The organism is Gemmata algarum (assembly GCF_034097035.1).
GTDB lineage: Bacteria > Planctomycetota > Planctomycetia > Gemmatales > Gemmataceae > Gemmata > Gemmata algarum.
Map to the genome: position 1 here is coordinate 103,289 of NZ_JAXBLV010000211.1, position 23,142 is coordinate 126,430.

Below are 23,142 nucleotides of genomic sequence, written 5' to 3' on the forward strand. Positions count from 1 at the left end.
GGACGTTTTTTGTTCGCCGTCCGCTCCTCCGGCTTCGCAGATGGCGCTTCGTTTCCCAGCCTTGCCGCGCCCTGGGTGTTGAGCCCGTGGGCGTAGGCCCCAGTCACGATCTCGATCCGGCCCCCTCTCCACGGCCGCAGCAGAAGCCCATCGAGAATCGCAATGATCGCAATCACCACGAGCAGGACGGATCCTCCCGGCGCCGACCACGCGATCAGCCTGAATCGATCAAATTATATTTAATTTAACAAATAAAATACAAAATAAACACGAACAAACGGGCCGCAATAAATTCCGAAGCATCACCGCAGGTACAACAGGCTACGAAGCGGTTCAGTCCAGTTCGTCGCGCGCCAAGAACCGCTCGACATCGGCCGGCGGCAGCCCGACGGTTCCTTTGACTCGTGGGGTGAAACCGATGGAGTTGATGACGCGGGTGCCGTTCGGGTCGGGGAACTCGATCACCGCCTTGTGCAGCAAGCCCAGCGGGTTCGGCCCGCCGTGCGGTAACTGGCTGTTGTTCACCACGATTACGAACGCCTCGCCGAACGGCAGCGCGAGCTCCGTCACGAACGGCTGAAGCGCCGCCTCGCCCGCCGGAAACATCGGGTTGTTGGTCTTGAGGTACTCTGCCAGGGACAGACCCGCCGACACAGCCGCCGCGGACACGTCGGCCACCCAGAACCGGCTGCGCACCGGCGTGGGCTCGTAGCCCAGGACCAAGAGGGACGCCGGCGGCGCGCCGTCGCGATGGAACTTCGAGCTGACCTGCTGGTCGAACCGCCCGAACCGTTCGGGCACGAAGTCCGCCGGGAACGCCGCGACCAGTTCCACCATCGCGCGACGCAGCTCGCGCGAACCGACCGGGCGCGGGAACCGCAGCAGTGCGAACCCCGGTTGGTCAAAAGAGGTGCGCCAGACCCGAGCGAACACGGCCGTCGCGACGGCCGCAACATCATCGGGGGCCAGCAACAGTGGCTCGATCACGCGACAAACCTCCGGCGCCGACACGCTTCGACATAGGCCCATTCGAGTTCGACCGGAATAAAGACGTTCCCCACCAGCCGCAGCGGCATCGTCGGCAGCGGGGTACCAACGGCGAGTGGGCTGACCCAGATGTCAATCTGCGTCCGCTTACCGCGCCGAACCGGACGGTATGCCGCCGCGTAAAGGAACGATTCCGCAGAGAGCATCAACTCCGAAGGTGCGCCGACGCGCTCGGCGATGTCGTTGTGAAGGTTCGCGCGCCGGTCCGTGACAACGTCCACGATGACAACAGCCGCCCCACCGGCGAGGTAATCAAGGCACTTGCCGACGAACGCTTCGCGCTTCGTCCCGCGGTCCTTGTTCCCCGGGCTGACCAGTTCGACCGCTCCGACGACGCGGCCGTCTCCGGTCGCCGAGGTGACCCGCAGTTCAAGAAGGTCTGGGAACGTGTATTCCGCGCTGCCGGACGCGGCCGGGGGAGCATAAGTAGCTCGGGTGGTAGCGGTAGCGACTCCACCGGCCGGTACTTCTGATCCGGCACCCGGGCCGCTCAGCAATTCTTCAACGCCCAGATCAATTTCCAACCCGCCACCGATCCGAACGCGGTCGAGCGCAACGTACCCTTCCGGTAGCCGCTCGTTGATCCGCCCGGCGAGTTCCGACAGCCAGCCGCTGTGAAGTGGCTCCCACGGAAGCCGATTATCGGGCGGGCGGAAGTGATCGTGCAGCGGCATCTGCGGTTCTCCCTGGGGCACCGCCATCTTACCACGGCCGCCCGTTTGGTCGCGGTCGGTGGGACGGGTAAAATGCCGCGTACCGCCCACGCACAAGGACGCACCATGAGCCACCGGCCGACCACGTTGAACGAACTCCGCGCGAGCGGCTGGCAGTCCAAGTCCGTCAAACACGAGTTGCGCGACAACTACCTCAAAGCGCTGAAAGGCGGCGAAACGCTGTTCCCGGGGATCGTGGGGTACGAAGACACGGTCGTCCCCGAGGTCAGCATCGCGGTGCTGGCCGGGCACGACATGCTGTTCCTCGGCGAGAAGGGGCAGGCGAAGTCGCGCCTCATGCGGTCGCTCGTGCGGTTCCTCGACGAGTACGTTCCCTACTTGGACCTGCCGGGCTGTCCGGTCCACGAGGACCCGTTCGCCCCGCTCACGCGGGCGGCGAAGGAGCACCTCCGGAACACGCCGGACGAGCAGGTCCGGATCGCGTGGTGGCACCGCGACGAGCGGTACGCCGAGCGGCTCGCCCCCGGCACCAAGTTCGCCGACGTCATCGGGGAGATCGACCCGGCGAAGCTGGCGGCCGGCACGAGCATGTCCGCCGAGGACGCGCTGCACTTCGGGCTGATCCCGCGGATGCACCGCGGCATCTTCGCGATGAACGAGATTCCGGAGCTGGACGAGCTGATTCAGGTCGGGCTGTTCAACATCCTCGAAGAGCGGGACGTTCAGATCCGCGGGTACCCGATCCAGTTCGACCTGGACGTGCTGATCCTGTTCAGCGCCAACCCGAGCACGTTCAACCGCTCCGGGAAGGTGATCCCGCAGCTCAAGGACCGCATCGGCTCGCTGATCCAGACGCACTACCCGCGCGAGCGGGCGCTGGGCATCGAGATCATGGAGCAGGAAGCGGGGCTCGACACCGGCGGGGCGTTCCCGGTGTTCGTGCCGTACTTCATGAAGGAGATCATCGAGCAGATCAGCGTTTCGGCGCGGAAGTCGAAGTACGTGGACCACGCGAGCGGGGTGAGCGCCCGGTTCAGCATCGCGAACTACCGCACGATGATCGCCAGCGCCCGGCACCGCGGGGTGCGGCTCGGCGAGGAGCCGGCGGTGCCGCGCATCTCCGATTTGGGCCACTTGCCCACGTCGTCGCTGGGCAAGCTGGAACTGGACCTGATGGGCTCGCACCAAATGGGCGAGCGGCAGGTGCTAGAAGCCATCATCGCCGACGCGATCCGCACCGTGTTCGAGGAGTACGTGGACAAGCACGGGTTGGACGAGATCTCCGACGTGTTCTCGAAGGGGGTGAAGATCGAGGTCGGCGACATGCTGCCATCAGCCGAGTACGCGAAGCGGTTGAAGCGTGTCCCCAAGGCCTGGGAGAAGGCGTTCGAGGTGAACTCCGGCGCGAGCGACGCGGTCCGGGCGAGTTGCGCGGAGTTCGTGCTGGCGGGATTGTACGCCAGCGACCGCATCAGCCGGGCCACCCGCCACGGCCGCATGACCTACGAGACGTGAACCGATGGAAGCTGTCATCCCGTATGAACAGCGACTGAAGGCCAACCCGCGCTGGGCGCTTCTGGAGGGCAGCATGCACTTCGAGAAGGAAAGTAAGGTCTACGCGTCACTGTTGCGGATCACAAAACGGCTCGACGACTTGGGCGTTCCATACGCCCTCGTTGGCGGCATGGCGATGTTCCTGCACGGCTACCGGCGGTTCACGGACGATGTTAACTTGCTAGTTACAGCGGATGGTTTGAAACGTATTCACGAAAGGCTCGAAGGGCTTGGTTACGTCCCGCCGTTCACTGGCAGTAAGCAACTCCGCGACACCGAGAACGGTGTACGGATCGAGTTCCTGGTAACGGGTGCTTACCCCGGTGACGGAAAGCCGAAACCTGTGTCTTTTCCTGATCCCGCTACCGTGTTCACAGTCATTGACGAAATCAAAGTGTTGAACGTCGTAACCTTGGTCCAGCTCAAACTCGCTTCAGGAACGGCCCCAGGACGGCTGAAAGACCTTGGCGACGTGCAGGAACTGATCCGTGTGCTTGAGCTGGGGGAGGAACTTGCGGAACAGCTCGATCCGTCCGTTCGCGAGCAGTACCTCAAGTTGTGGCGCGAGTTGCGGGAGCTGCCGAGCGAATAAGCTCCCGGCGCGTGCGGCCCATCACGCCTCCGAATCCTCGCGCATCCGGCGGAGAATCGGAAGCACCCGCTCCGCCAGCGCCGGCGGATAATCGGGTAACAACTCCGGCAGGTGTCGTTCGTCGATTCCGAATTGCCAGAGGTCACGAGCGCGATCCTCAAAGTCGCTTGCAGTGAGGGAGCGGGCTGTTCCCCACCATTGCAACAGTCGCGCCAGGTACTGTGACAGCTCTTCCGGGCTTGGCGTCATCGATGTTGGCTCGGTCCCAGCGCCGGGAAAACACTCAGCGACCACCTTTCGGAATTCCACATCGTCCGAAGTGCGTGCGACCCGATCCGCCAGTTCGATAGCCGCACGGTGCACCCGTGCGATGGAGCGCCGATAGTAAAACGCAGTGCTGGGAAGTTCTACGCTAACGCTCATTCCGGCGTTCTCGGCCGTCCAGAACGAGATCGACATCCGGCTGCCGTCCGCTTGGCTCCAATAGGGCGGATAGTTGAACGGGCTGAGGTGGCACCACCGAACCGCCGCCAGCGGACCGACCACCGGATCGTCCGTCAGGTCGGCGGTTACGATCGGCGACGGCGGGTGGCGATCGAACCGCGAACCGAGCGCTGCCTTCCAGACCGGCACGACGGCCTGCCGCGGGTGCGGGTCAGTTCGGAGCAGGAAGCCAGCAACCATCAGGGACGCCGAACCGAACCAGCCGTCGGTACAGGTCACGCGCCACACGTACCGTAGTTGCCGTTCCGAAGTGCGACGTGGGCGGTTGGGGTGGCCCGCGTAATCGATGCCGAGCGCGTGGCCGAGCCGTTCGTCGACGGTTGTGGGGGTCATGGAGCGATTGTACCCGTTGCGAAAACGAAGTTGCCACACGCGATTACTGGCGGTCGGTACAATGCGGTGTCGCCACTGCGCCGAGGAACGCGATGGACAGCCAAGAAGCACAGACCCCGGGCGGGATCGTTCACACCTACCAGCGGTACGACCCGGTGAACTTCCCGTCGCCGACCGCGCCCCCGCCCGACGTTGTGTCGCCGATGATGGAGCACATGCTCGAGTTCGGCGACCTGGACGACTTCACGGAAGAACAGCTCGCAAACGCCATCCGCCTCGATGCCTCGCAGATCGCCAACCTCGGCCCGAGCATCAACGCGCTTAAAGAGATGCTCCTGGAGCGCAAGCGAAAAATCCTCGCCACCTACGAAACGGGTGCCGCCCAGAAGGCCGCGGCAAAAGCGTTTCGTGACGCCGCGCAACAGGTCACGCCGCCCAAGAAGCTCGCGGGCGACTTCCGGCGGGCGGTGAAGGACGAACAGATCGCCGACCTCGAAACCTTGTACTTCCGGGAGGGTAACGACAGTTCCCCCTTCGCGAGGGCACTGGTGCCGCTCGTGGAGCGCTTGGGGGACAAGTACCAGGTTGACGAACTCGCGGGCAAGTACGCGTTCACCGGGCGCGAGAAGATGAGCGTCCCCACCGCGCTCGAGGTGAAAGAAGAGCTCGAAGCCATCGACGAGTTGCTCAAGCAACTCGACGAGGCCAAGAAGACGGCCCAACTCGCCATCATCGACATGGAGCAACTGGAGAAGTTCGCCGAACCCGGCGACATCGAAGGGCTTCAGGCGCTCCAGCAGCAGATCGAAGACTACATCAAAGAGCAGGCCGAGAAACAGGGGCTCGAGGGCGACGGGGCCGGCAAGTTCCGGCTCACCCCGAAAGCGCTCCGGCTGTTCCAGTCCAAGATCCTCACGCAGATCTTTTCCGACATGCAGGCGTCGCGCACCGGACGGCACCCGGACGCGGTGCAGGGCGAGGGCGCGGTCGAGTCGCCCAAAACCAAGCCGTACGAGTTCGGCGACTCGGTGTCGCAGATGGACATCCCCGCCAGCATGGTGAACGCCCTGTTGCGGGCCGGGCCGGGGCTGCCGGTCAGGATGAAGCCCGACGACATCCTGATCCACCGCACGCGCGTGAACCCGAAGGCCGCGACGTGCGTGCTGCTCGACATGAGCGGGTCCATGCGCTACGACGGGCAGTACGTGAACGTGAAGCGCATGGGCCTCGCGCTGGACGGTCTCATCCGCAGCGAGTACCCGGGCGATTTCCTCCAGTTCATCGAAATGTACACGTTCGCCAAGCCGCGGCACGTGTCCGAAATCGCCGGGCTGATGCCCAAGCCCGTCACGATCTTCAGCCCGGTGGTGCGGCTCAAGCAGGACATGAGCAACCCGAACGCCAGCGAGTTCCGCATCCCGCACCACTTCACCAACATCCAGCACGCGCTCCAGACGGCCCGGCGGTTCCTGACCAACCAGGACACCCCCAACAAGCAGGTGGTGCTCATCACGGACGGGCTGCCGACGGCCCACTTCGAGGGCAGCACGGTGTTCATGCTGTACCCGCCGGACCCGCGCACGGAGGAAGCGACGATGCGGGAGGCGCTGCTCTGCGCCCGCGATGGCATCACCATCAACATCTTTTTGCTTCAGAACTGGAACCAGTCGCACGAAGACGTTCAGTTCGCGTACCGGATGGCGCAGGCCACAAAGGGGCGGGTCGTTTTCACCGCCGGGCGCGAGTTGGACCGGTTCGTCGTGTGGGACTACATCAAACGCCGCAAGCAGATCGTTTCCGGCTGAAGTTCTCAGGCCGCCGGGGCCGATCGATCGTCGGTTGTACTCCCAGGAGTGACGTCATGCGCCGAATGCTCGCACTGACCGCGGGCCTCATGCTCGCCCCGCTGCCGGCGCGAGCCGACGATTACTTCATCACGGTTTTTACGGCCGAATCGGTCCCGTTCGAGTCGAAGAAGACGCACACGTTCGCCGCGCTCCAGAAGGTGAGCGACGGGGCCGTGACGCAGCACTCGATCAGTTGGCTCCCGGAGTCGCGCAAGGTCCGCGGGCTCACCCTCCGCCCCGAAGCGGGCGCGAACGTTTCGCTTGATGAGACGTTCAAGCTCTGTCGCGAACGGGGAATGCGGGTCTCGGCGTGGGGGCCGTACCGGGCCAAGCCGGAACTGTACGACCGCCTCGTTTGCCAGAAACAAAAGCTGGAATCCGGAACCGTGCGGTACAAGCCGACGGACAGCATGTACCCATCGAACGTGGCCTGTAACTGCTACCACGCCCTTTGGCAGCCGGTCGCGCCGCACCGCAAGTACGCCGGCCCGTTCAACTGCGGCGACGCCACCGGCCCGGTAACCGTACACCTCTTCAGCAAGTGGCTGATCGAGCCCTGTCACACCCACGACGAGTTGTTGGAGCTGACCGTGCCGAAGGGCGAATCGGTGACGCGCCGCGCGTTCGACGACAAACCCACACGCGCAGACGCGATCCGATCCGCGCGCGAGCGGTAGCGTCATACCGGGTCTTCGAGTTCGGCCATGAGCTCCCGGTCGGTCGGCTCGTCTCCTTATCCACACGCACAGCGCGATCGAACGTGGCCATCCGGCCCTCCTCGGTCATTTGGCGTACAGCTTCTTTACCTTCCGCGCGAGCAGCCAGTTGGTCAACCGCGGGAAGAACCGGTTGAATCGCAGCAGTCGCCGCGCTTCCGACCCGACCACCAGTTCGGCTTTGTTCGCCCGGACCGCCGCCAAAATTTTCTCCGCGAGGTACTCGGGCGTCATCCCGTCCGCGAACCGCAAATCGGCCCTGCCGTCGGTGCGGAGCCAGTTCTTGTCGAACCCGCTGTTGGTCAGCCCCGGCACGATGGTGATTACGTCTACCCCGAACCGGGCGAACTCGCCGCGCCACGCCTCCGACATTCCGACCAGCGCGAACTTGCTGGCGGAGTATTCCGACCACGCGGGCATCCCCTTCCGCCCGCACATCGAGGTGACATTGACCACCGCGGGTTCGTTCCCGCGCGTAAGGTGCGGCACCGCGAGCCGTGTCAGCTCGATCGGGCCGAAGAAGTTCACTTCCATCACCGTGCGGCAGATCGCTTCGGTCGAGTCGGCGAAGTGCCCCCAACTCCCAACGCCCGCGTTGTTCACCAGGATGTCGAGCCCGCCGAACGCCGCCACGGCGCGTTCTACCAGTCGCTGTCGGTCCTCGGCGCGGGTGATGTCGGTCGGCACCGGGATCACATCGCCGCCGGCTTTCCGGAGTTCGTCGGCGAGCGCGTTCAGTTTCTCGGCGCTGCGTGCCGCCAGAGCGACCCGGGCGCCGCTCGCGACTAACCCGGTCCCCAGCGCCCGACCGATGCCACCGCTGGCGCCCGTCAGGATCACCCGCCGCCCGCTCAGTTGCCGACTCATAGTGTCCCCTCGCGTCAGTACCAATTTACCGGGCCAACGCGCAGGGCGGGCTTAAACACGTCAGGGCAAACAGAAAGAAGTTTTTCTGCCATCGGCACAGCTTGCGCAGCCGGCACGTTCGTAATTCGCACCCGACTTTCCGACGATTAAACCGGGCACAACCGGTAGCCGGAGAATCGACCTGGGCTTCCCAACCGGCCCGCAAAACCGATACGATATCCCAACACTTTCGACAACGCACCAGGGACGGTGTCATGCGCTGGCTGCTCATCGGCTACATGTTCCTGTTCATCCACCGCCCCTTCGAGGTGTGGCCGTGGCTCGGCGACCTGCGGGTCGAGCGCATCTACATGCTGTTCACCCTCGGCGTGTGGGCCATCTACCCGGGCAAACGGTTCCTCCCGAACGTTCAGCACGTAACGTACCTCGCGTTCGGGACGGCGGTGCTGTTCGCGTGGGCCATGAGCCCTTGGTCCGAGTACGGGCAGCCGATCATTGAGGACTGGCTCAAGATCGTCGTGTTCTATGTGCTGCTCGTCACCACCATCCACGACGAAGAGGGCCTGAAGCACGTCGCAGTCGGGTTCCTCGTGGTGATGGCGGGGTACCTGTTGCACTCGTTCCGGGAGTACCTCGCGGGCCGGCACACGTACCGCATGGGCATCGCCCGCATGATCGGCGTGGACACCACACTCGGCGACCCGAACAGCTTCGGCGCGAGCATCATTTTCGCCCTGCCGATTGTGGTGGCGCTGTGGAAAGCGGGCACCGGCGGCAAACTCGGGCGGTGGCTCCTGCTCGGCTACGTCGGGCTGTCCTCGCTCTGCATCCTCCTCACGGGCTCCCGTGGGTCGCTGATCGGGTTGCTGGTGTGGTTCACCATCGTCATCTGGGGGACCAAGTACCGGCTCAAAGCATTGGTCCTGTTCACCCTGGTCGCCCCGGCGGCGTTCGTGGCGCTGCCGGAGTCGCTCCAGACGCGGTTCGAGACGATCATCAACCCGGAGGTCGGGCCGGCGAACGCGCGCGAGTCCGGGGAGGGCCGCTGGGTGGGATTGGTGACGGGCTTGCAGCAGTGGGCCAACAACCCGCTCACCGGTATCGGCCCGGGCGCGTGGCGCCCCGCGAACAACACCAAGATCGAGTCGCACAACCTGTACGGACAGCTCCTCGGTGAGACCGGCACGCTCGGCGGGGCCGCGTTCTTCGCCCTGATGGTGTGCTTCTGGATGAACCTGCGGGCGATCCGCCGCGTCCGTCGGGCGATGCCGGAGTGGCAAAACGACCTCGTTTTCACGCTGTCGTCCTCCATCGGGGTCGCGGTGTTCCTGCTGCTCTTCATGGGGAACTTCGGGCACAACCTGTTCCGGTTCACGTGGCTCTGGTACGGCGGCTTCCTCATCATCGCCCGGCACTGTGTGGCCCGTCGGCTCGCGACCTGGGAACCGGAACCGGAACCAGAACCGGAAGAGGAGCCAGAAGCCGAACTGCCTCCGGGCTGGGTGCTCCACGGACCGCACGGCTGACACCAAACCCGGCGTCTGCGCATTCGTCCGCCCCCACCGGCTACGCGGGCCGGGGAATCGCACACTCGGCGCCCACAACCGAGACCATCTTGCTCAACCGGGCGCGCCCGCCGGCGCAAACAGCTTTACACCCCCATGAATGAGGGGTGATTATTTGCGTGTCCGTCAAAGAGTAGCGACTTGGTAGGGCGTCGGTTGCCGCCGACGGATGGCGCCCCCAACGGCGCAGGCTCACCTGTTGCGGCGCTCGAGCAGGTATGCCGCCAGCGCGTCCGTCCACAGGCGCGGCGCGGGGACATCGTGTGCAAACAGCTTCGCGGTGGAAAGCACGCTGTAAGGCGGGCGACGGGCGGCGGCGCCGAACTCCGCGCTCGTGATCGGGGTAAGGCTCGGCGTCAGCCCCGACTGGCGGAAGATCTCGGCCGCGAACTCGTACCAAGTGCAATCGCCGCCGTTGACCACGTGGAAGAGGCCGCCCGCCCCGCGCCCGAGCAGCGCCACCGTCGCGTCTGCGATGTCGGCGGTGTAACTGGGCGTGCAGCGCTGGTCGGCCACGACGCGAAGCGGCTTGCCCTGGCCCGCGACGCGCAACATCGTCTCGACAAAGTTGCCGCCCTTCCCCCCGCTCCCCCACACGCCGTACAGTCCACAAGTGCGGATCACGAGGTTGTTCGCCGACGCCGCCAGTGCCGCGTGTTCGCCGCGGAGCTTGCTCTCGCCGTACGCGCTCACCGGCCCGGGGGGATCGGTTTCCGTGTAGGGAGCGGAGCGTACCGCGTCGGCTCCGAACACGTAGTCGGTGCTAAAGTGGACGAGTTTGGCCCAAATACCCGCACACGCGGTCGCGAGCGCCTCGACGCCCGTGTCGTTGACCGCGCGGGCGGCTTCGGGGGCGCTTTCGGCCTTGTCCACCAGGTTGTACGCCGCACAGTTCACGAACACGTCCGGCCGGACCGACTCGACCGCCGCACGGATGCTCTCGGGGCGCTCCAGATCGAGCTCCGCGCGCGACAGAGGAACGACCTCACCGAACACCGCGAGCCGCGGGCACAGGTCACGCCCGAGTTGCCCCGCGGCGCCGAGAACGGCGATTTTCATGAGAATAATCCCGGCTGGGAAGGAGGAGATAAACGATTCGATCCGCGGGCGGCCGCAGGAGAAACGGCAGGGCGTAAGGCCGTTGCTTGCCTTACGCCCTGCCGTTTCCCCTGCGGCCGCCCGCGGATCAAACGCTTCCGCCGCGTGTTACTTGCCCGGGGGCGTCGGGGTGGTCGGGGTGGTCGGCTTCGCGGCGACGTAGCTCGTGTCCGACGTGGTGATGGTGGTCGTCTGCTGCTGGTCCAGTTCCACCTTGGTGTCGGTGTTGCCGATCACCACCGTCAGCTTGCCGTCGAGCTTGATGTTGATCTCGGCCGACTCGATGCGCTGGGTCTTCGGGTCGTAGATGATGGTGCCCTTGCTGCCGGCCGGGACGCTCTCCAGCGTGCTGCCTTCCTTGATGCGGAAGAGGAGCCCGTCCGGGCTGTCCTTCGGGGCGGTGTACTTGATCACGGTCTCGAGCTCGAGCTTGTCCTTCTCCTTCTCGACGGCCGCGTACTTCAGCTTGTAGGTGAGGTCGTAGGTGCCGATCGGCCCGAGGTTCAGGGTCGTCTTCTTCTCCCAGGTGTCGCCGACCTTTTTCGCGCCGTCCGGGAACAGCTTGGCGGTCGGGTCCACCATCTCCTTGAGCGCGTCCTCGGTGAGCACCTTCTTGAGCAGCGCGTCCATCTGCTGGCTGCCGGAGCCGAGCTTCTTGATGAACTCTTCCTTGCCCTCGACCTTCTCGACCTTGTAGTTGTTGCCGAGCGTCGCGGTGAACTCGGTGTCCTTCAGGCCCTTGAAGAACTCGACCAGGCCCGGGTTGCTGGAGCTGCTGGTGTTCTCTTCCTTGGAGGAGTAGCTGATCGGGTTGCCCGAGATGTCGATGTTCATCTTCAGGCCTTCGATCTTCTGCTTTACGGTCCAGCGGGTGAACTGGTCCTTGCCCTCGGTCGCCTTCTCCTCTTTAACCGGGGTCCACTGGTACCAGAACGTGCTGTTCTGCTTCTGGGTCAGGTCCTGGTTCTGCACCTTGATGACCTGGGTGACCTTCGTTTCGACCTGTTGGTAGTACGGGGTGAGCTTGCCGTCCTTCCCCTTGAAGCCGATCTCGAACTTGCGCTCCTGCGCGCCGGCGAAGCTGACCGCCGCCACGCCCAGCAGGACGGCGACGACGAAACGGGTGCGGGCCACGATAGGTATCTCCTGTGAACCTGCAGAAGCTGCCAAAAGTCCTGGCGGGGCCGGGACGGGGTTGACGTTCCGGACTGTTCTACCCGCACCGAACCGGGAAACAAGACTTTTAGGCAAAACCGGACGGCCCGGCCCCGGTGTTACGTGAGGGCGGGCGTTTCGGTTCGAAGTACGGGCGCGAACGACCGGGCCGCGATTACGTGACGCGGCCCGGTCGTTCGCCGTGCGATCGGGGGCGAAGGGTTCGCCGCGCTCGCCTTGACTCGGACCCGCCCCCTGTCGAGAATGCCGGTATCAGTTATTTCGTCGCGCCCGCCCGCATCCGGCCCGACCGCGGGCCGTCTCCGAGAATTCCCCTCATGCCAACGCCTAACTTCCGGTTTCGCCCCGTGGCGCCGTTCGTACTGGTCGCGTGTCTCGCTGCCGGCGTCCTCGGGTGCGGGGGCGACGGGATCAGCGTGTCCACTGCCCCGAAGGCTAACGGCGGTGGCGGCGGCGGCGCCGTGAGCGAATACCGCATCCTCGGGGCCATGTACCCCGCCGACTCGCCCGAATGGTTCTTCAAGCTCCCCGGGCCGGCGGACGACCTCGCCAAGTACGAGGCCGACTTCGACAAGCTCCTCGCCAGCGTGTCTCTGGCCCCGGGCGGGCAGCCCAAGTTCGATGCCCCCGAGGGCTGGAAGGTCGGCCCCGGGCGCGCCGGGATCGTGATCGCCACGATCCGCACGCCGGACGGCAAGTACGAGGTCACCATCACCTCCTCGACCGGCGGGGTGGAGCCGAACCTCAAACGGTGGGCGGTGGACCAGCTCGGCCAGAAGAGCTTCGGCCCCGAAGACGTGGCGAAGGTCACCAAGCCCGTCGAGGCGAAGGGCGTGAAGGGGCTGAAGGCCGACCTCCGCGGCCCGAACAACCCCGCCCCGAAGGGCGGCCCCATGATGATGGGCGGCGGCAAGTAGCTTACACCTTTCCCGGGCCACGCGGTCGGGACCGCGAGGAGCACGCACCATGAGCACGACCCTGCCGCACACGCCCGGCGAACACGGCGAGCCCCCGGCCCCCGCGCCCCGCGGGGCGCGCCGGCCCGACCGCTACAGCATCGACTACTACACGCTCAAAGGGCTGAAGGCGCTCAGCTCGCTCCAGCTCACGGTCGGGCTGTTGGCCGTCGGCGTGCTCCTCGTGTTCTTCGGCACGCTGGCCCAGATCGACTTCGGCATCTGGACCGTCGTCGACAAGTACTTCTGGTCGTGGACGGTGGACGTTCCGTTCGAGCTGTTCCGCAAGTTCCTCAACGTTTTCTGGGAGGAGGCGTTCCCGAAGACCGGGGCCGAGTGGAAGGGCTCGTTCCCGTTCCCGGCCGGGAAGGCCGTCGGGCTGGCGATGCTCGTCAACCTGCTCGCGGCGCACGCCCTCCGGTTCCGCCTCACCTGGAAGCGCACCGGCGTGTTCCTGATCCACGGCGGGCTCATCCTGCTGTTCGTCGGCGAGTTCGTGACCCGCGAGTTCGCCGTCGAGCAGCAGATGCGGATCGAGGAGGGCTCGTCCACCGACTTCGCCATCGACACGCGGAACGTCGAACTCGCCTTCGTGGACCCAACGAGCCCGGCGTTCGACCGCGTCGCGGCCGTCTCGCAGCAGCGGCTCAAGGCGGCCGCGTCCGGCGCGCGGATCAGCCACCCGGACCTCCCCGCCGATGTCGAAGTGCTGCAGTTCATGAAGAACTCGGACCTGCTCGACACCCCCAAGGTCGCGCCCGGTGAGCTGACGGACTCCGTCTTCCTCGACGCCCCGAAGGGCCGCGCGCACGAGGCCGGGCCGGCGGCGTACGTCCGCCTGCACATGAAAGCGGGGGCCGAGGCGAAGGGCAAGGGGCCGCTCCCGGCCCTCGGGACGTTCGCGGTGGCCCCGCAGGTGAAGGAGCAGCGGTTCGGGGTCGGCACCGCGACCGGGCGGGTCGCCCTCGCGGATGACGGTTTGGTGGTTGTGGACGAGTCGCACCCGGGGTTCGACCGGACCATGAAGGTGTCTCTCGACCGGCTCGCGGACGCCGCGCCCGGTTCGCGGATCAGCCACCCGGACGTGGCGGTCACGGTCGAGGTGCTCAAGTTCATGCCGCGGGCCGAACGGGTGGACGTCGCGCGGGTGACGAAGGCCCAAACCGGCGGGTTGGCCGGCGACCTGGTCGTGATCCCGGCGAGCGAGGAGTCGGGCGTCGCGATGAAGCAGCGCGGCGACGCGACCGCCGCCTACGTGCGGCTCTACAAGAAGGGCACCGACGAGGTGATCGGCACCTACGCGGTCGCCCTGTTCACGGCCCTTCAGAACCAGGCGGTGACCATCGACGGCACGCCGTACCTGCTCTCGCTGCGGAACGCCCACTACCCGAAGCCGTACAGCGTCAAGCTCCTCAAGTTCAGCTTCGACCGGTACGAGGGCACCGACAAGCCGAAGAACTTCTCCAGCGACGTGGAGGTGAACGAGCCCGGCAACTCGGAACCGGTCCGGAAGACGCGGATCGCGATGAACGAGCCGCTCCGCCACGCCGGCGAGACCTTCTACCAGGCCGACTGGGACAAGGACACCGAGAAGGCGACGGTGCTCCAGGTGGTCAAGAACCCGGGACACATTGACGTGTTCGGGTTGTTCCACGCGTCCATCGACTACCTCGCGTGCGCGGTGGTCGGGTTCGGGCTGGTGCTGCACTTCGGCATCTTCCTGACGCAGTTCCTCGCGCGGAGCCGGACCCGTCCGGCTGCCGCCGCCGCGCCGGTGGTCGCGCCGGGCGGGCGCACGGTGTCGGGCGTGCTCCACTGGATCGTTCTCGGGATCGCCGTGCTGGCCGTGCTGGCGGCCGTGGGGCGGATGACGCCGCGGTCGCTCCGCGAGCCGTACAACCTCGACGCGTTCGCCCGCATCCCGGTGCTGGAGGGCGGGCGGGTGAAGCCGCTCGAGTCCGTGGCCCGGGTGTACCTGCGGACGGTCTCGCACCGCGAGGTGTTCGTCGACGACAGCGACCGGGAACAGCCCGCGATCAAGTGGTACGCGGACGTGATCGCCGCGGGCTCGTTCGACGACGAGTCGCCCGCGTGGCACCACAAGGTGTTCCGGGTCGAGAACGACCAGGTGCGGCAGGACCTGAACCTGCCCAAGCGGGAGGGGCTGCGGTACTCGCTCGCCGAGATCCGGCCCGGCCTCCCGAGCCTCGAAGAGAAGGCGGCCGCGGCCCGGCGGGCCAACAAGGCGGGCGCCGGCGACCTCGTTGGCGCCAAGTTCATCGAACTGGACGAACACCTGACGCTGGTGCGCGGCCTGAACCGGCTGAAGGCCCTGGACTCGCACGGCAAGGACACGCTGCACCACCTGGCCCCGGCCGAGGGCCGGGCCTGGGGGGCGCTGGGCGGGCTGCGCGACGAGGCCGAACTGAACGGGCTGATCGCGGCCCAGGCGGCGCTCAACAAGAGCCCCGACCGGCTGTACCAGTTGTCGCGCGAGGAGGCGCGGCAGGTGGTGCTGGCGTTCGCCGGGGTGGACCTGAACCGTGCGGCCGACGAGAAGCGCCAGATGGACGCGCTCATTTTCGTCGTGAAGGCGCTCCAGCAGCCCGCGACCGCGATCCCGCCCGAGGCGCGGCCGCGGTGGAACGCCGCGACCCTCGCCGCGCTGCCCGCGGCCGAGGCGAGCCGCATCCGCGACGGCATTGAAGCGGAGTACCGGGCGCGGCTGGCGAACGCGCCAGCCGCGCAGGGCTGGGAGCGGATGATTTCGACCTACCGCGCGAAGGACCCGACCGCGTTCAACGCGGCCGTCGCCGACTACCGCGCGACGCAACTGGGCGGGGTGCCGCCCGCGGACGCGCGGCGCACCGGGGCGGAGGTGGCGTACAACCGGTTCGCCCCGTTCCTCCAGTGCTCGGCCATGTACATCCTGGCGTTCGTGCTGGCGGCGGTCGGGTTCGTGATGTACGCCGCCGAGCGGCCCCGGTGGGCGGTCGCCCTGCGGAAGGCCGACACGGCGCTGCTGCTCGTGGCCCTCCTGGTTCACACCGCCGCGCTGCTGGCCCGCATGTACATCATGGAGCGGCCCGGGGTGTTCGTGACCAACCTGTACTCGTCGGCCGTGTTCATCGGCTGGGGGTGCGTGGCGCTGTGCCTGGTGCTGGAACGCATCTTCCCGATCGGGGTGGGCAACACGGTCGCGGCGGTGCTGGGGCTGTCCACCTGCATCGTGGCCCACAACCTCGGCACGCAAGACACGCTCGAAATGATGCAGGCGGTGCTGGACACGAACTTCTGGCTGGCGACCCACGTCACCACGGTGACGCTCGGGTACACCGCCACGTTCGTGGCCGGGTTCCTCGGCGCCGTCTACGTGGTGATGATGCTGGCGACGGTGGTCCGCGACTCGTACCGGAGCACCGGCGAGCCGAGCGTCGGGTCGCTGCTCGCGTTCGGCACCGCCGTGCTGGGGCTGGTGGCGGTGCCGGTGTTCTTCATGTGGTTCGCGAAAACGGCCCTGGAGAAGTTCGAGGTGCTCCCCGCGGTGCTGCTGGACTTCGGGTTCTGGGTCGCGGCCGCCGTGGTCGGGGTCTACGGCGCCTTGCTGCTGGCCCTGCGGGTGATGGCCGTCGGCGTGGACGCGCACGGCCGGCCGTTCCAGGGGCGTGTGCCGGAACCGGCGCAACCGGTCGTCGCCCTCGCGCTGACACCCGAGAGCGGGAAGATCATGGGCCAGATGATCTACGGCGTGGTCGCGTTCGCGACGCTGCTCAGCTTCATCGGGACGGTGCTGGGCGGCATTTGGGCGGACCAGTCGTGGGGCCGGTTCTGGGGCTGGGACCCGAAGGAGAACGGCGCGGTCCTCATCGTGCTGTGGAACGCCCTGATCCTGCACGCCCGCTGGTGCGGGCTGGTGAAGGACCGCGGGGTGGCGGTGCTGTCGGTGTTCGGCAACGTGATCACCGCGTGGAGCTGGTTCGGGACCAACCAGCTCGGCATCGGGCTGCACGCCTACGGGTTCGACAGCCGGCTCGCGGACGGGTGCTTCAACTTCTGGCTGCTCCAGTTCGTGATTCTGGTCGTGGGGGGGGCGATCCCGCGGCACTTCTGGGAGAGCGGGTTCCGCCGGAGCAACCCGGCGCCCGAAGCGGCGGTCCCGGTGACGCCGGTCGCTCCGCCCGCCGTGGGGCCGCCGGCCGCCCCGTCGTTGGCCGTGCGCACGGTGCCGGTCAACGGCTCGCCGAACGGGAACGGGCACTCGCCTCGTGACAAGAAGAAGTCCGGTAAGCGGCGCTGAGCCACCCGCCCGCCGGTCCCGCACCGAAACTCGGTGCGGGACCGGCGGGCGCGGGTTACGTGTTTTTCACCTCTTCCGCTTTCGAGGCCCGTGGGCGGCTAAGAAGCCACGCGGTCGGGGCGATCACCAGCGCGGTGCCCGCCGCCGCGACCTCGTCCACCCCGCGGCCGAAGGCACACGCGCACAAGCCCATCACGAACACGATCTGCGTCAGACCCACGACTGACACCTTTGCGGGCGCGCCGCGGCCGAACGCGAGCGTGAGGAACACCTGTCCCGCGGTGGCTGCGACTCCCATCCCGATGAGGCGAGCCATTACGCCGAACTCCAGTACCCGCGTCACGGGCTGCTGGCGCGGTGTGAGAAAGAACGCGCCGGCACAAAACACCGTCGCGACCACGGAGAAGTGAACGACCACGGCCCGCGGGTCGATGTCGCGGAGCCGGTTCAGCCCGAGCATCGCGACCGCGGTAAACACCGCCGCCGCCAGTGCCGCGAACACCGCCAGCCGCCCGGCCTCAAAGTGCGGTTGCTCGACCAGGACCACGCCCGCGATGCCGACCGCGATCGCAATCACCACCCGCATGCCCGGCGCCTCGCCGTACAGGGGCCAGGAAATGAGTGCTACCCACAACGGGAACGTGTTGGTGAGCGTGACCACGTCGTTCGCTGGCAGGTTCCCGAAGGCGTAGAACGTGCCGACCATGCTGCAACTGCCCGCGACGCTCCGCACCCACAGCCGCCCCGGCCGGAGCCACACCAGTTTGGCCCCGGCGTGCTTCGCGAGCGCGGCCGCGAACAGCGCGACCAGGGCGGCGCGGAACACGGCCATCGTTTGCCAGTCGCACAGCGGGGCGCCGCCCGGACGGGTGCGGGTCAGGTCTTCGGCGAGCACCGCCATCACCGAGAACGAGAACGCGCCGCACAGCATCCACAGGTACGGCCGGGGGTCGGACTGACTCATTCAGCAACCTTAGAGCGCCGGGCCGCACCGGGTAGGCAACGCGGGCGGCACCGGAGTACAATCGAGGACGCCCGCCCCGCGCCCGCGGGCCGGTCCGCCGTGCAACAGCTTCGCGGGGCACACCTTGGAGGGACCGATGTACCCATCGGGCCGCTGGGACGGGTTCTGGGTTCAGAGGCACATGGGCCGCCAGGCGATGACGCCGTTCACGCTGCGCTTTACCGACGGTACGGTGACCGGCGAGGGGCGCGACATGGTGGGGGCGTTCACGTTCGCCGGCACCTGCGACGAAACGACCGGCGCCGTGCGGCTCGTGAAGCAGTACGTCACGACCGACGGGCGCCGGCGGCACCAGGTGCTCTACGTCGGCCGCCCCGACGGCGAGGGGAGCATTTCAGGGACGTGGTCCCTCGGCCCCCACGACTCCGGGCCGTTCCTGTTACGTCCGCGGGTGCAAAAACCGACCGGCGACGAACCCATTCACGAGATCGGCTGATGTCCGTGCCGCCCGACCCGCGCGCGGCGCTGGCCCGCCTCGTGGTGCAGTTGCGCGGGGCCGCGCCCGCCGCCCGCGCGCCGCTCGTGCGCCGGATGCTTCCCCTGCTCGCCCAGCCCGGCATCCCGCTGGCCGTGCGGTACGCGGCGGCGGCGCGCGCGATCGACGCGCTGCCGGACCACCCCGGCGCGGTCCGGAACGTGGTCCGAGCCCTGACCGGTCGCGTCCCGCCGGCGCGGGCGCTGCGCCGGCTCCGGCACCTCCAGCACCTCACGGAGCGCTCGGGCGCCCTCGATGCGCTGGTGGAGCGGCGCGAGCGCAAGGTGAAGCTCACGTGCCCGCGGTGCGACACCAAGCTCCCCCGCGCGGAGATGGCGAAGCACCTTTGGCACGAGCACCGCCTGGAGCTCGTCGAAGGCAAGGTGCGCTCGAACGCGCAAATAGTAGAGGTTTTCCGGGCCGAACACACGGCCACCGGCGACCCGGCGCTCATCGACCGGGCCGCGTTCCGTACCGGCCGAGTGGGCGTGTGGGCCGCCGGTACGGCTACGCCGGAAGAAACCGTTCCACTGTGCTCGGCCGCTCGCGAGCGCGGGGTGAGTTTGTGCCCGGTATGCTTCGGAGACGTAGCGCCCCAAGTGCCGGCCCTGCCGCCGGAACTCGCACTCGCGAACGGGCGGCTCGCCGGCGACGGCTTCGTCGCCACCGCCCCGGTGCTGTCGTCCCCCCGCGTGCGGGCGACGCTGCTGGCCACGGGTGTGATGCTGGCCGGCGCGCTGGTGATACCGGTCGCGCGAGCTCTCGTGCTGTCCGCCATCGCCTATCTGCTCGGGCGAGCCCTCTTCCGGTCCCAAGGCGCGCCGGACGATCTGGCCCTCAACGCGGCTTGGCGGACGCTGGCGCGGAAGCTCACGGACCGGCGCGACGCCGCCCGCTTCCTCACGCGGCTCTGCGTCACCAGTGTGGGCCGCGGCGACCCGTTCGATCGCGCGAACCCGCTGAACGCGCTGGTGGCCCGGGCGAACGCGAACCGGGGTGAGGGGCAGTTGCTCGCGACCGCGCTCGCGCTACGTGTGAGCGACAGCGCCCGCTTTGGACGTGACTATCCGGCCGGATTGGCGGATCTGATTGCACCAGTGTTCCGGGGCGAGCGGTCCGCCGATTTCGCCGAGCACGTTCTGGCGGTGTACTTCCGCACCCCGCGCCACACGGGCGAACTCGCCCGCCTGCGGGCGCTGCTCCTGGCGTCCGCGTTCGAAGCCGAGTGTACTCCGCGCGAGGTGCTCGCGCTCTGCGATGCTGCCCCCCACTTCGCGCGGGCCGCGCGGCTCTCGGCGAATCACGTCGCCATCCTGTACGGCGTCTGGGCCAACCGGACGGCGCGCCCGTGGGAAGCGGTGGGGAAAGCGCGAACGGTGTTCGAGCTGGCGGCCGACGCGCCGAGCACCGCGACCCGGTTACTGGCCACGGACCCGGGACTCGTTTTGTTGTGCCACCCGCGGGGGGCCGAAGACGAACTCGGGCCGGTGCGCGTGCTGGCCGGAGGGGTATCGATCGGTCGGGGCGAGAACCCGATCACCGTCGCCGACCCAGGCACCGACGTGCGGCTGGTTTCGCGGCGCCGAGAACTCGTGTTCGGGGAACGCACGTTGCGCGTCCGCGGCCCCCTGCCCGAAGGTCTGGTTCGCGAGCTGAAGGGGTGGCTACTGTTCCGCGCCGAGGTGCTGGCGGAGTTCCCGGCCGCGTTCCTGAGCGGCACGATGCCAATCCCGACGCGCTTGCTGAAACCGTTCGTCGCGCGGTGCGCGGCCTGCGGAGCCGAGTGCCTGCCCGCGGTCGGGGCGGTCGCCCGACCGTTCCCCACCTGACACCGCGACCGCCTCGCCGGCCGGTTGCGCCGGTGGTGCGGACTCGCGCGACGTGTCCGCCGTCGGCGTGGCCCGGGGACCGGAAATCGTTCGCGCGTGGGTACGGTCTTGTGGTCAGACTGGATGCGTCGGGCTTCACTCTGAGAGGACGCACCATGAAGCGCTTCGGACTCGCGACCGTTCTGGTCGCGGTGCTCGGCCACTCGGCCGGCGCACAACCCGCGCCTACCCCGGCGCCGACCGTCGTTCAGCCGCCGCCTGTTTACCCGCCGAGCACGCCCCCACCGCCGGCGTCGCCGGTTGGCGTTACTCCCACGCTGGAAGCCCCTTCGGTAGGAGCGCCGGCGCCGAACGTGTTCGTGCCGCCCGGGACGCCCCCGGGACCGGCGGTCCCGTTCGCCAAGAGCGGCGGGTTGGTGGTTGGGGTGTACGGGTACTACCCCTACGACACGGGAGTGTGGCTACGGGGCGGCACCGACGGGCTCACCCGCCAGAGCGGCGCGTTCACGATGGTGTATCCGGAATCAACGGGTGTGGTGGTCGGTCCGGTGTCACACGGCCACTTCCACGGTAAGCTGCGGTGCGGCCCCTTCGGTCGCTGAACCAAGTTGAGTAACGGCCGCGTGGTGGCGCAAGGTTTGTTGACCGGCGCCACCGGGACGCGGCCGTTGCGGCAACGGCCTGCCTAAATATTCTCAGCCAACTCTCGCGCCAAGTGCGTGCGTCGCGTTTTGGCGCCGCCAAGCACGCACACCGTACGCGCCCCTACCCGTCATTCGATCGAATCCCACGCTCGTTAACGGCATTCATTCCCCTTTATCCGAACGCTGTGAAGCACAGAACAACTCTTAAAACGACTGAACGTGGTGTGAGTGCGATTGCAGCGGGGTAGCGGGTCGGGTATAAGCCAGTAGTTACATCACGGTACGGTAATGCGGTCCACGTCCTGAGAAACAGAACACCGGCTCGGCCATCAAGGATGGTGCCATGAGGTGCGTGTTATTCCCGCTCGCGGGTCTACAATCGGCCGCTCCATTGGGTCGCCGTCCGGCGCGCATGTCCGCCCCGTCGTCGAGCCATCGACCGCCGATCGCTCCGCACGAGAAGAACCGAGAGATTTCGCCCGAACCTCTGTCCCGTAAGCCCCCTTCGATCAAATTGCCGTTACGTCGCTGTGCCTATCCGCGGTTACGAGCTGGTACAGTGTGCGGTTCGAGCACATGGGGCCGATGGGGCTGGCACAGTTTCAGTGCCCTTCTGCAACACAATCACCGCCCAGACTGCTTGGAAGCAGGCCGGATTCACTGCTCCAAAGAAACGGACCTATTCCCAGTTGTTGCTTCCGGGGTGTCGGGCACGTCAAAACTGACCCATCCCACCTGGATGCGATAGTACCAGCAGCGAACCCCCGCCATGAAAGCGGAGTTACGAGCGACTGAACGGTCAGAAAGGAGATATCCGAGCAAGCAATGACAGCTTGAGCCAAGAAAGCGTCTCGCCTGCGAAGCGTTGGCACGAAAAATGACCTAGAAAATCGTCGAGATGAGTAAGGTGGCTCTGTTCTTGAAGATACTGTCGTCTGTAGTCGCATCGTACTTCAGCCCTGACCGCTCTGCTGACGAGTTATGTGTTGGTGGTACCGGTCGTCCGGTACCAGAATCACGGAAACTTCATGACCATCTGTCTGTGTTCTTGCACGGGCGGCCCACTCGCGACAAACTGTGAACCGCTCGGTACCCACTAAACCGTTCGCCCTCTCCCCGGACCGATGAGGCCGATATGATCGAGCTCAGCTATCCGATGGTCGCTCTGATCACGTGCTTCGTGCTTGTGGTGCTCGTGCTGTGTTTGGGCGGCAAGAGTTTGGACGAAGCTTGGCGCCGCTAATGCCAACGTTGTGGAAGCGCAAGCCGCATGTGGCCCCGGGATGTCCGGGGCCACGTTATTTGAACGGCCCCACAGGCCATTCGCTTTTTTCATACCTTCTGGGGGCAGTGAGCGGCGTCTTCGAGTTCGACAAGCACGTCTCGCAAAACTTGGCCTTTACGCCAGTTTTCTACGTGACCGATCACGGAAACCTCACCGCCATCGGTGAACTTCTCCACCTCTGCTGTGCCAGCCGGACGCTGTAAGCCGGTGACGTTCGGCGGGTAGCCGACGTTGCGACGACACCGCCAGCCGAATTTCCGGCGACTTTGCGCCAAACCACGTCGTTCCCGGCGTGCCCGATTACTCAGGGCACAAAAGCCGCCAGCATCGAAGTGATTCTGAGAACGGATTCGTGCCGTGTCCAAGCACATGACACGGGTGGGCACGAGGGCACGAAGGTGAACGAAACGCCACACCACTCGCGTGTCTAGAACACGAACTTGACCAGCATCACAGCGAGGACGCCGACCGCCGCCATGCAACAGAGGGTTGCAACGAGGAGCGGAGCTTTCCGCTCGTCCGATCCCGGGGCGGCCCGCCGGATCGGCCCGAACGAGGCGAAGGCCACCAGTAACAGCGCTCCGAAGAGCGCAACGAATTCCCAAGGGCGCATGTGTCGGGTGCTCCTGATCCCGTGGGCGAGCAGCGACAAATCCGGC

The 23,142-nt window shown here is 66.8% G+C and carries 18 protein-coding genes; 10 read left to right on the forward strand and 8 right to left on the reverse strand.

The window, feature by feature from the left end:
• Positions 1-333 precede the first annotated feature (333 nt).
• Both R5W23_RS24725 and R5W23_RS24730 read right to left on the reverse strand, forming a co-directional pair.
• The gene (locus R5W23_RS24725) at positions 334-987 is read right to left on the reverse strand and encodes a hypothetical protein (RefSeq protein WP_320688619.1); all 654 of its coding nucleotides are present in this window, start codon (positions 985-987) and stop codon (positions 334-336) included.
• Entirely contained in the window at positions 984-1,721 is a 738-nt protein-coding gene (locus R5W23_RS24730) for a DUF4058 domain-containing protein (protein ID WP_320688620.1), read from the reverse strand. Before R5W23_RS24730 ends, R5W23_RS24725 begins: the two co-directional genes overlap by 4 nt.
• Positions 1,722-1,826: 105 nt before the next feature.
• Between R5W23_RS24730 and R5W23_RS24735 the strand changes: the two genes are divergently transcribed.
• Together R5W23_RS24735 and R5W23_RS24740 are read left to right on the forward strand one after the other, a co-directional pair.
• The gene (locus tag R5W23_RS24735) at positions 1,827-3,236 is read left to right on the forward strand and encodes a magnesium chelatase (protein ID WP_320688621.1); all 1,410 of its coding nucleotides are present in this window, start codon (positions 1,827-1,829) and stop codon (positions 3,234-3,236) included.
• A gap of 4 nt (positions 3,237-3,240) precedes the next feature.
• The gene (locus tag R5W23_RS24740) at positions 3,241-3,867 is read left to right on the forward strand and encodes a nucleotidyltransferase family protein (RefSeq protein ID WP_320688622.1); all 627 of its coding nucleotides are present in this window, start codon (positions 3,241-3,243) and stop codon (positions 3,865-3,867) included.
• Between the two features lie 21 nt (positions 3,868-3,888).
• Here R5W23_RS24740 and R5W23_RS24745 read toward each other — a convergent pair whose 3' ends face one another.
• A complete protein-coding gene (locus tag R5W23_RS24745) occupies positions 3,889-4,704 on the reverse strand; it encodes a hypothetical protein (RefSeq protein WP_320688623.1) in 816 nt (271 codons plus the stop codon).
• 92 nt (positions 4,705-4,796) lie between these two features.
• On the opposite strand from R5W23_RS24745, the gene R5W23_RS24750 reads away from it, so the two are divergent.
• Together R5W23_RS24750 and R5W23_RS24755 are read left to right on the forward strand one after the other, a co-directional pair.
• Positions 4,797-6,509, forward strand: a complete 1,713-nt coding sequence (locus R5W23_RS24750) for a vWA domain-containing protein (RefSeq protein WP_320688624.1) — start codon at positions 4,797-4,799, stop codon at positions 6,507-6,509.
• Between the two features lie 56 nt (positions 6,510-6,565).
• On the forward strand, positions 6,566-7,228 hold the full coding sequence (locus tag R5W23_RS24755; RefSeq protein WP_320688625.1) for a hypothetical protein: 663 nt from the start codon (positions 6,566-6,568) through the stop codon (positions 7,226-7,228).
• A 105-nt stretch (positions 7,229-7,333) separates the two neighbouring features.
• On the opposite strand, the gene R5W23_RS24760 is transcribed toward R5W23_RS24755, so the two are convergent.
• Positions 7,334-8,134 (reverse strand): SDR family oxidoreductase, encoded by an 801-nt coding sequence (locus R5W23_RS24760; protein WP_320688626.1) that lies wholly within the window; start codon positions 8,132-8,134, stop codon positions 7,334-7,336.
• Between the two features lie 254 nt (positions 8,135-8,388).
• On the opposite strand from R5W23_RS24760, the gene R5W23_RS24765 reads away from it, so the two are divergent.
• Positions 8,389-9,660 carry an O-antigen ligase family protein gene (locus tag R5W23_RS24765; protein ID WP_320688627.1) on the forward strand — a complete coding sequence of 424 codons (1,272 nt, stop codon included), beginning with the start codon at positions 8,389-8,391 and terminating at the stop codon, positions 9,658-9,660.
• A 231-nt stretch (positions 9,661-9,891) separates the two neighbouring features.
• On the opposite strand, the gene rfbD is transcribed toward R5W23_RS24765, so the two are convergent.
• Positions 9,892-10,758: a dTDP-4-dehydrorhamnose reductase gene (gene rfbD / locus R5W23_RS24770; protein WP_320688628.1), complete on the reverse strand. Its 867-nt coding sequence runs from the start codon at positions 10,756-10,758 to the stop codon at positions 9,892-9,894.
• A 147-nt stretch (positions 10,759-10,905) separates the two neighbouring features.
• The gene (locus tag R5W23_RS24775) at positions 10,906-11,931 is read right to left on the reverse strand and encodes a DUF6263 family protein (RefSeq protein WP_320688629.1); all 1,026 of its coding nucleotides are present in this window, start codon (positions 11,929-11,931) and stop codon (positions 10,906-10,908) included.
• Positions 11,932-12,290: 359 nt separating this feature from the next.
• On the opposite strand from R5W23_RS24775, the gene R5W23_RS24780 reads away from it, so the two are divergent.
• On the forward strand, positions 12,291-12,890 hold the full coding sequence (locus R5W23_RS24780; RefSeq protein WP_320688630.1) for a hypothetical protein: 600 nt from the start codon (positions 12,291-12,293) through the stop codon (positions 12,888-12,890).
• 49 nt (positions 12,891-12,939) lie between these two features.
• Complete coding sequence (locus R5W23_RS24785) at positions 12,940-17,226, forward strand: cytochrome c biogenesis protein (RefSeq protein WP_320688631.1); 4,287 nt, start codon at positions 12,940-12,942, stop codon at positions 17,224-17,226.
• 55 nt (positions 17,227-17,281) lie between these two features.
• Here R5W23_RS24785 and R5W23_RS24790 read toward each other — a convergent pair whose 3' ends face one another.
• The gene (locus R5W23_RS24790; RefSeq protein WP_320688632.1) at positions 17,282-18,190 is read right to left on the reverse strand and encodes a DMT family transporter; all 909 of its coding nucleotides are present in this window, start codon (positions 18,188-18,190) and stop codon (positions 17,282-17,284) included.
• A gap of 136 nt (positions 18,191-18,326) precedes the next feature.
• Here R5W23_RS24790 and R5W23_RS24795 point away from each other — a divergent pair, with 136 nt between their 5' ends.
• From R5W23_RS24795 to R5W23_RS24805, 3 genes are all read left to right on the forward strand, one after another.
• Positions 18,327-18,686: a hypothetical protein gene (locus R5W23_RS24795; RefSeq protein WP_320688633.1), complete on the forward strand. Its 360-nt coding sequence runs from the start codon at positions 18,327-18,329 to the stop codon at positions 18,684-18,686.
• On the forward strand, positions 18,686-20,554 hold the full coding sequence (locus tag R5W23_RS24800) for a hypothetical protein (RefSeq protein ID WP_320688634.1): 1,869 nt from the start codon (positions 18,686-18,688) through the stop codon (positions 20,552-20,554). Before R5W23_RS24795 ends, R5W23_RS24800 begins: the two co-directional genes overlap by 1 nt.
• 155 nt (positions 20,555-20,709) lie before the next feature.
• The gene (locus R5W23_RS24805; RefSeq protein ID WP_320688635.1) at positions 20,710-21,156 is read left to right on the forward strand and encodes a hypothetical protein; all 447 of its coding nucleotides are present in this window, start codon (positions 20,710-20,712) and stop codon (positions 21,154-21,156) included.
• 1,754 nt (positions 21,157-22,910) lie between these two features.
• On the opposite strand, the gene R5W23_RS24810 is transcribed toward R5W23_RS24805, so the two are convergent.
• Positions 22,911-23,096: a hypothetical protein gene (locus tag R5W23_RS24810; protein WP_320688636.1), complete on the reverse strand. Its 186-nt coding sequence runs from the start codon at positions 23,094-23,096 to the stop codon at positions 22,911-22,913.
• Positions 23,097-23,142: the final 46 nt, after the last annotated feature.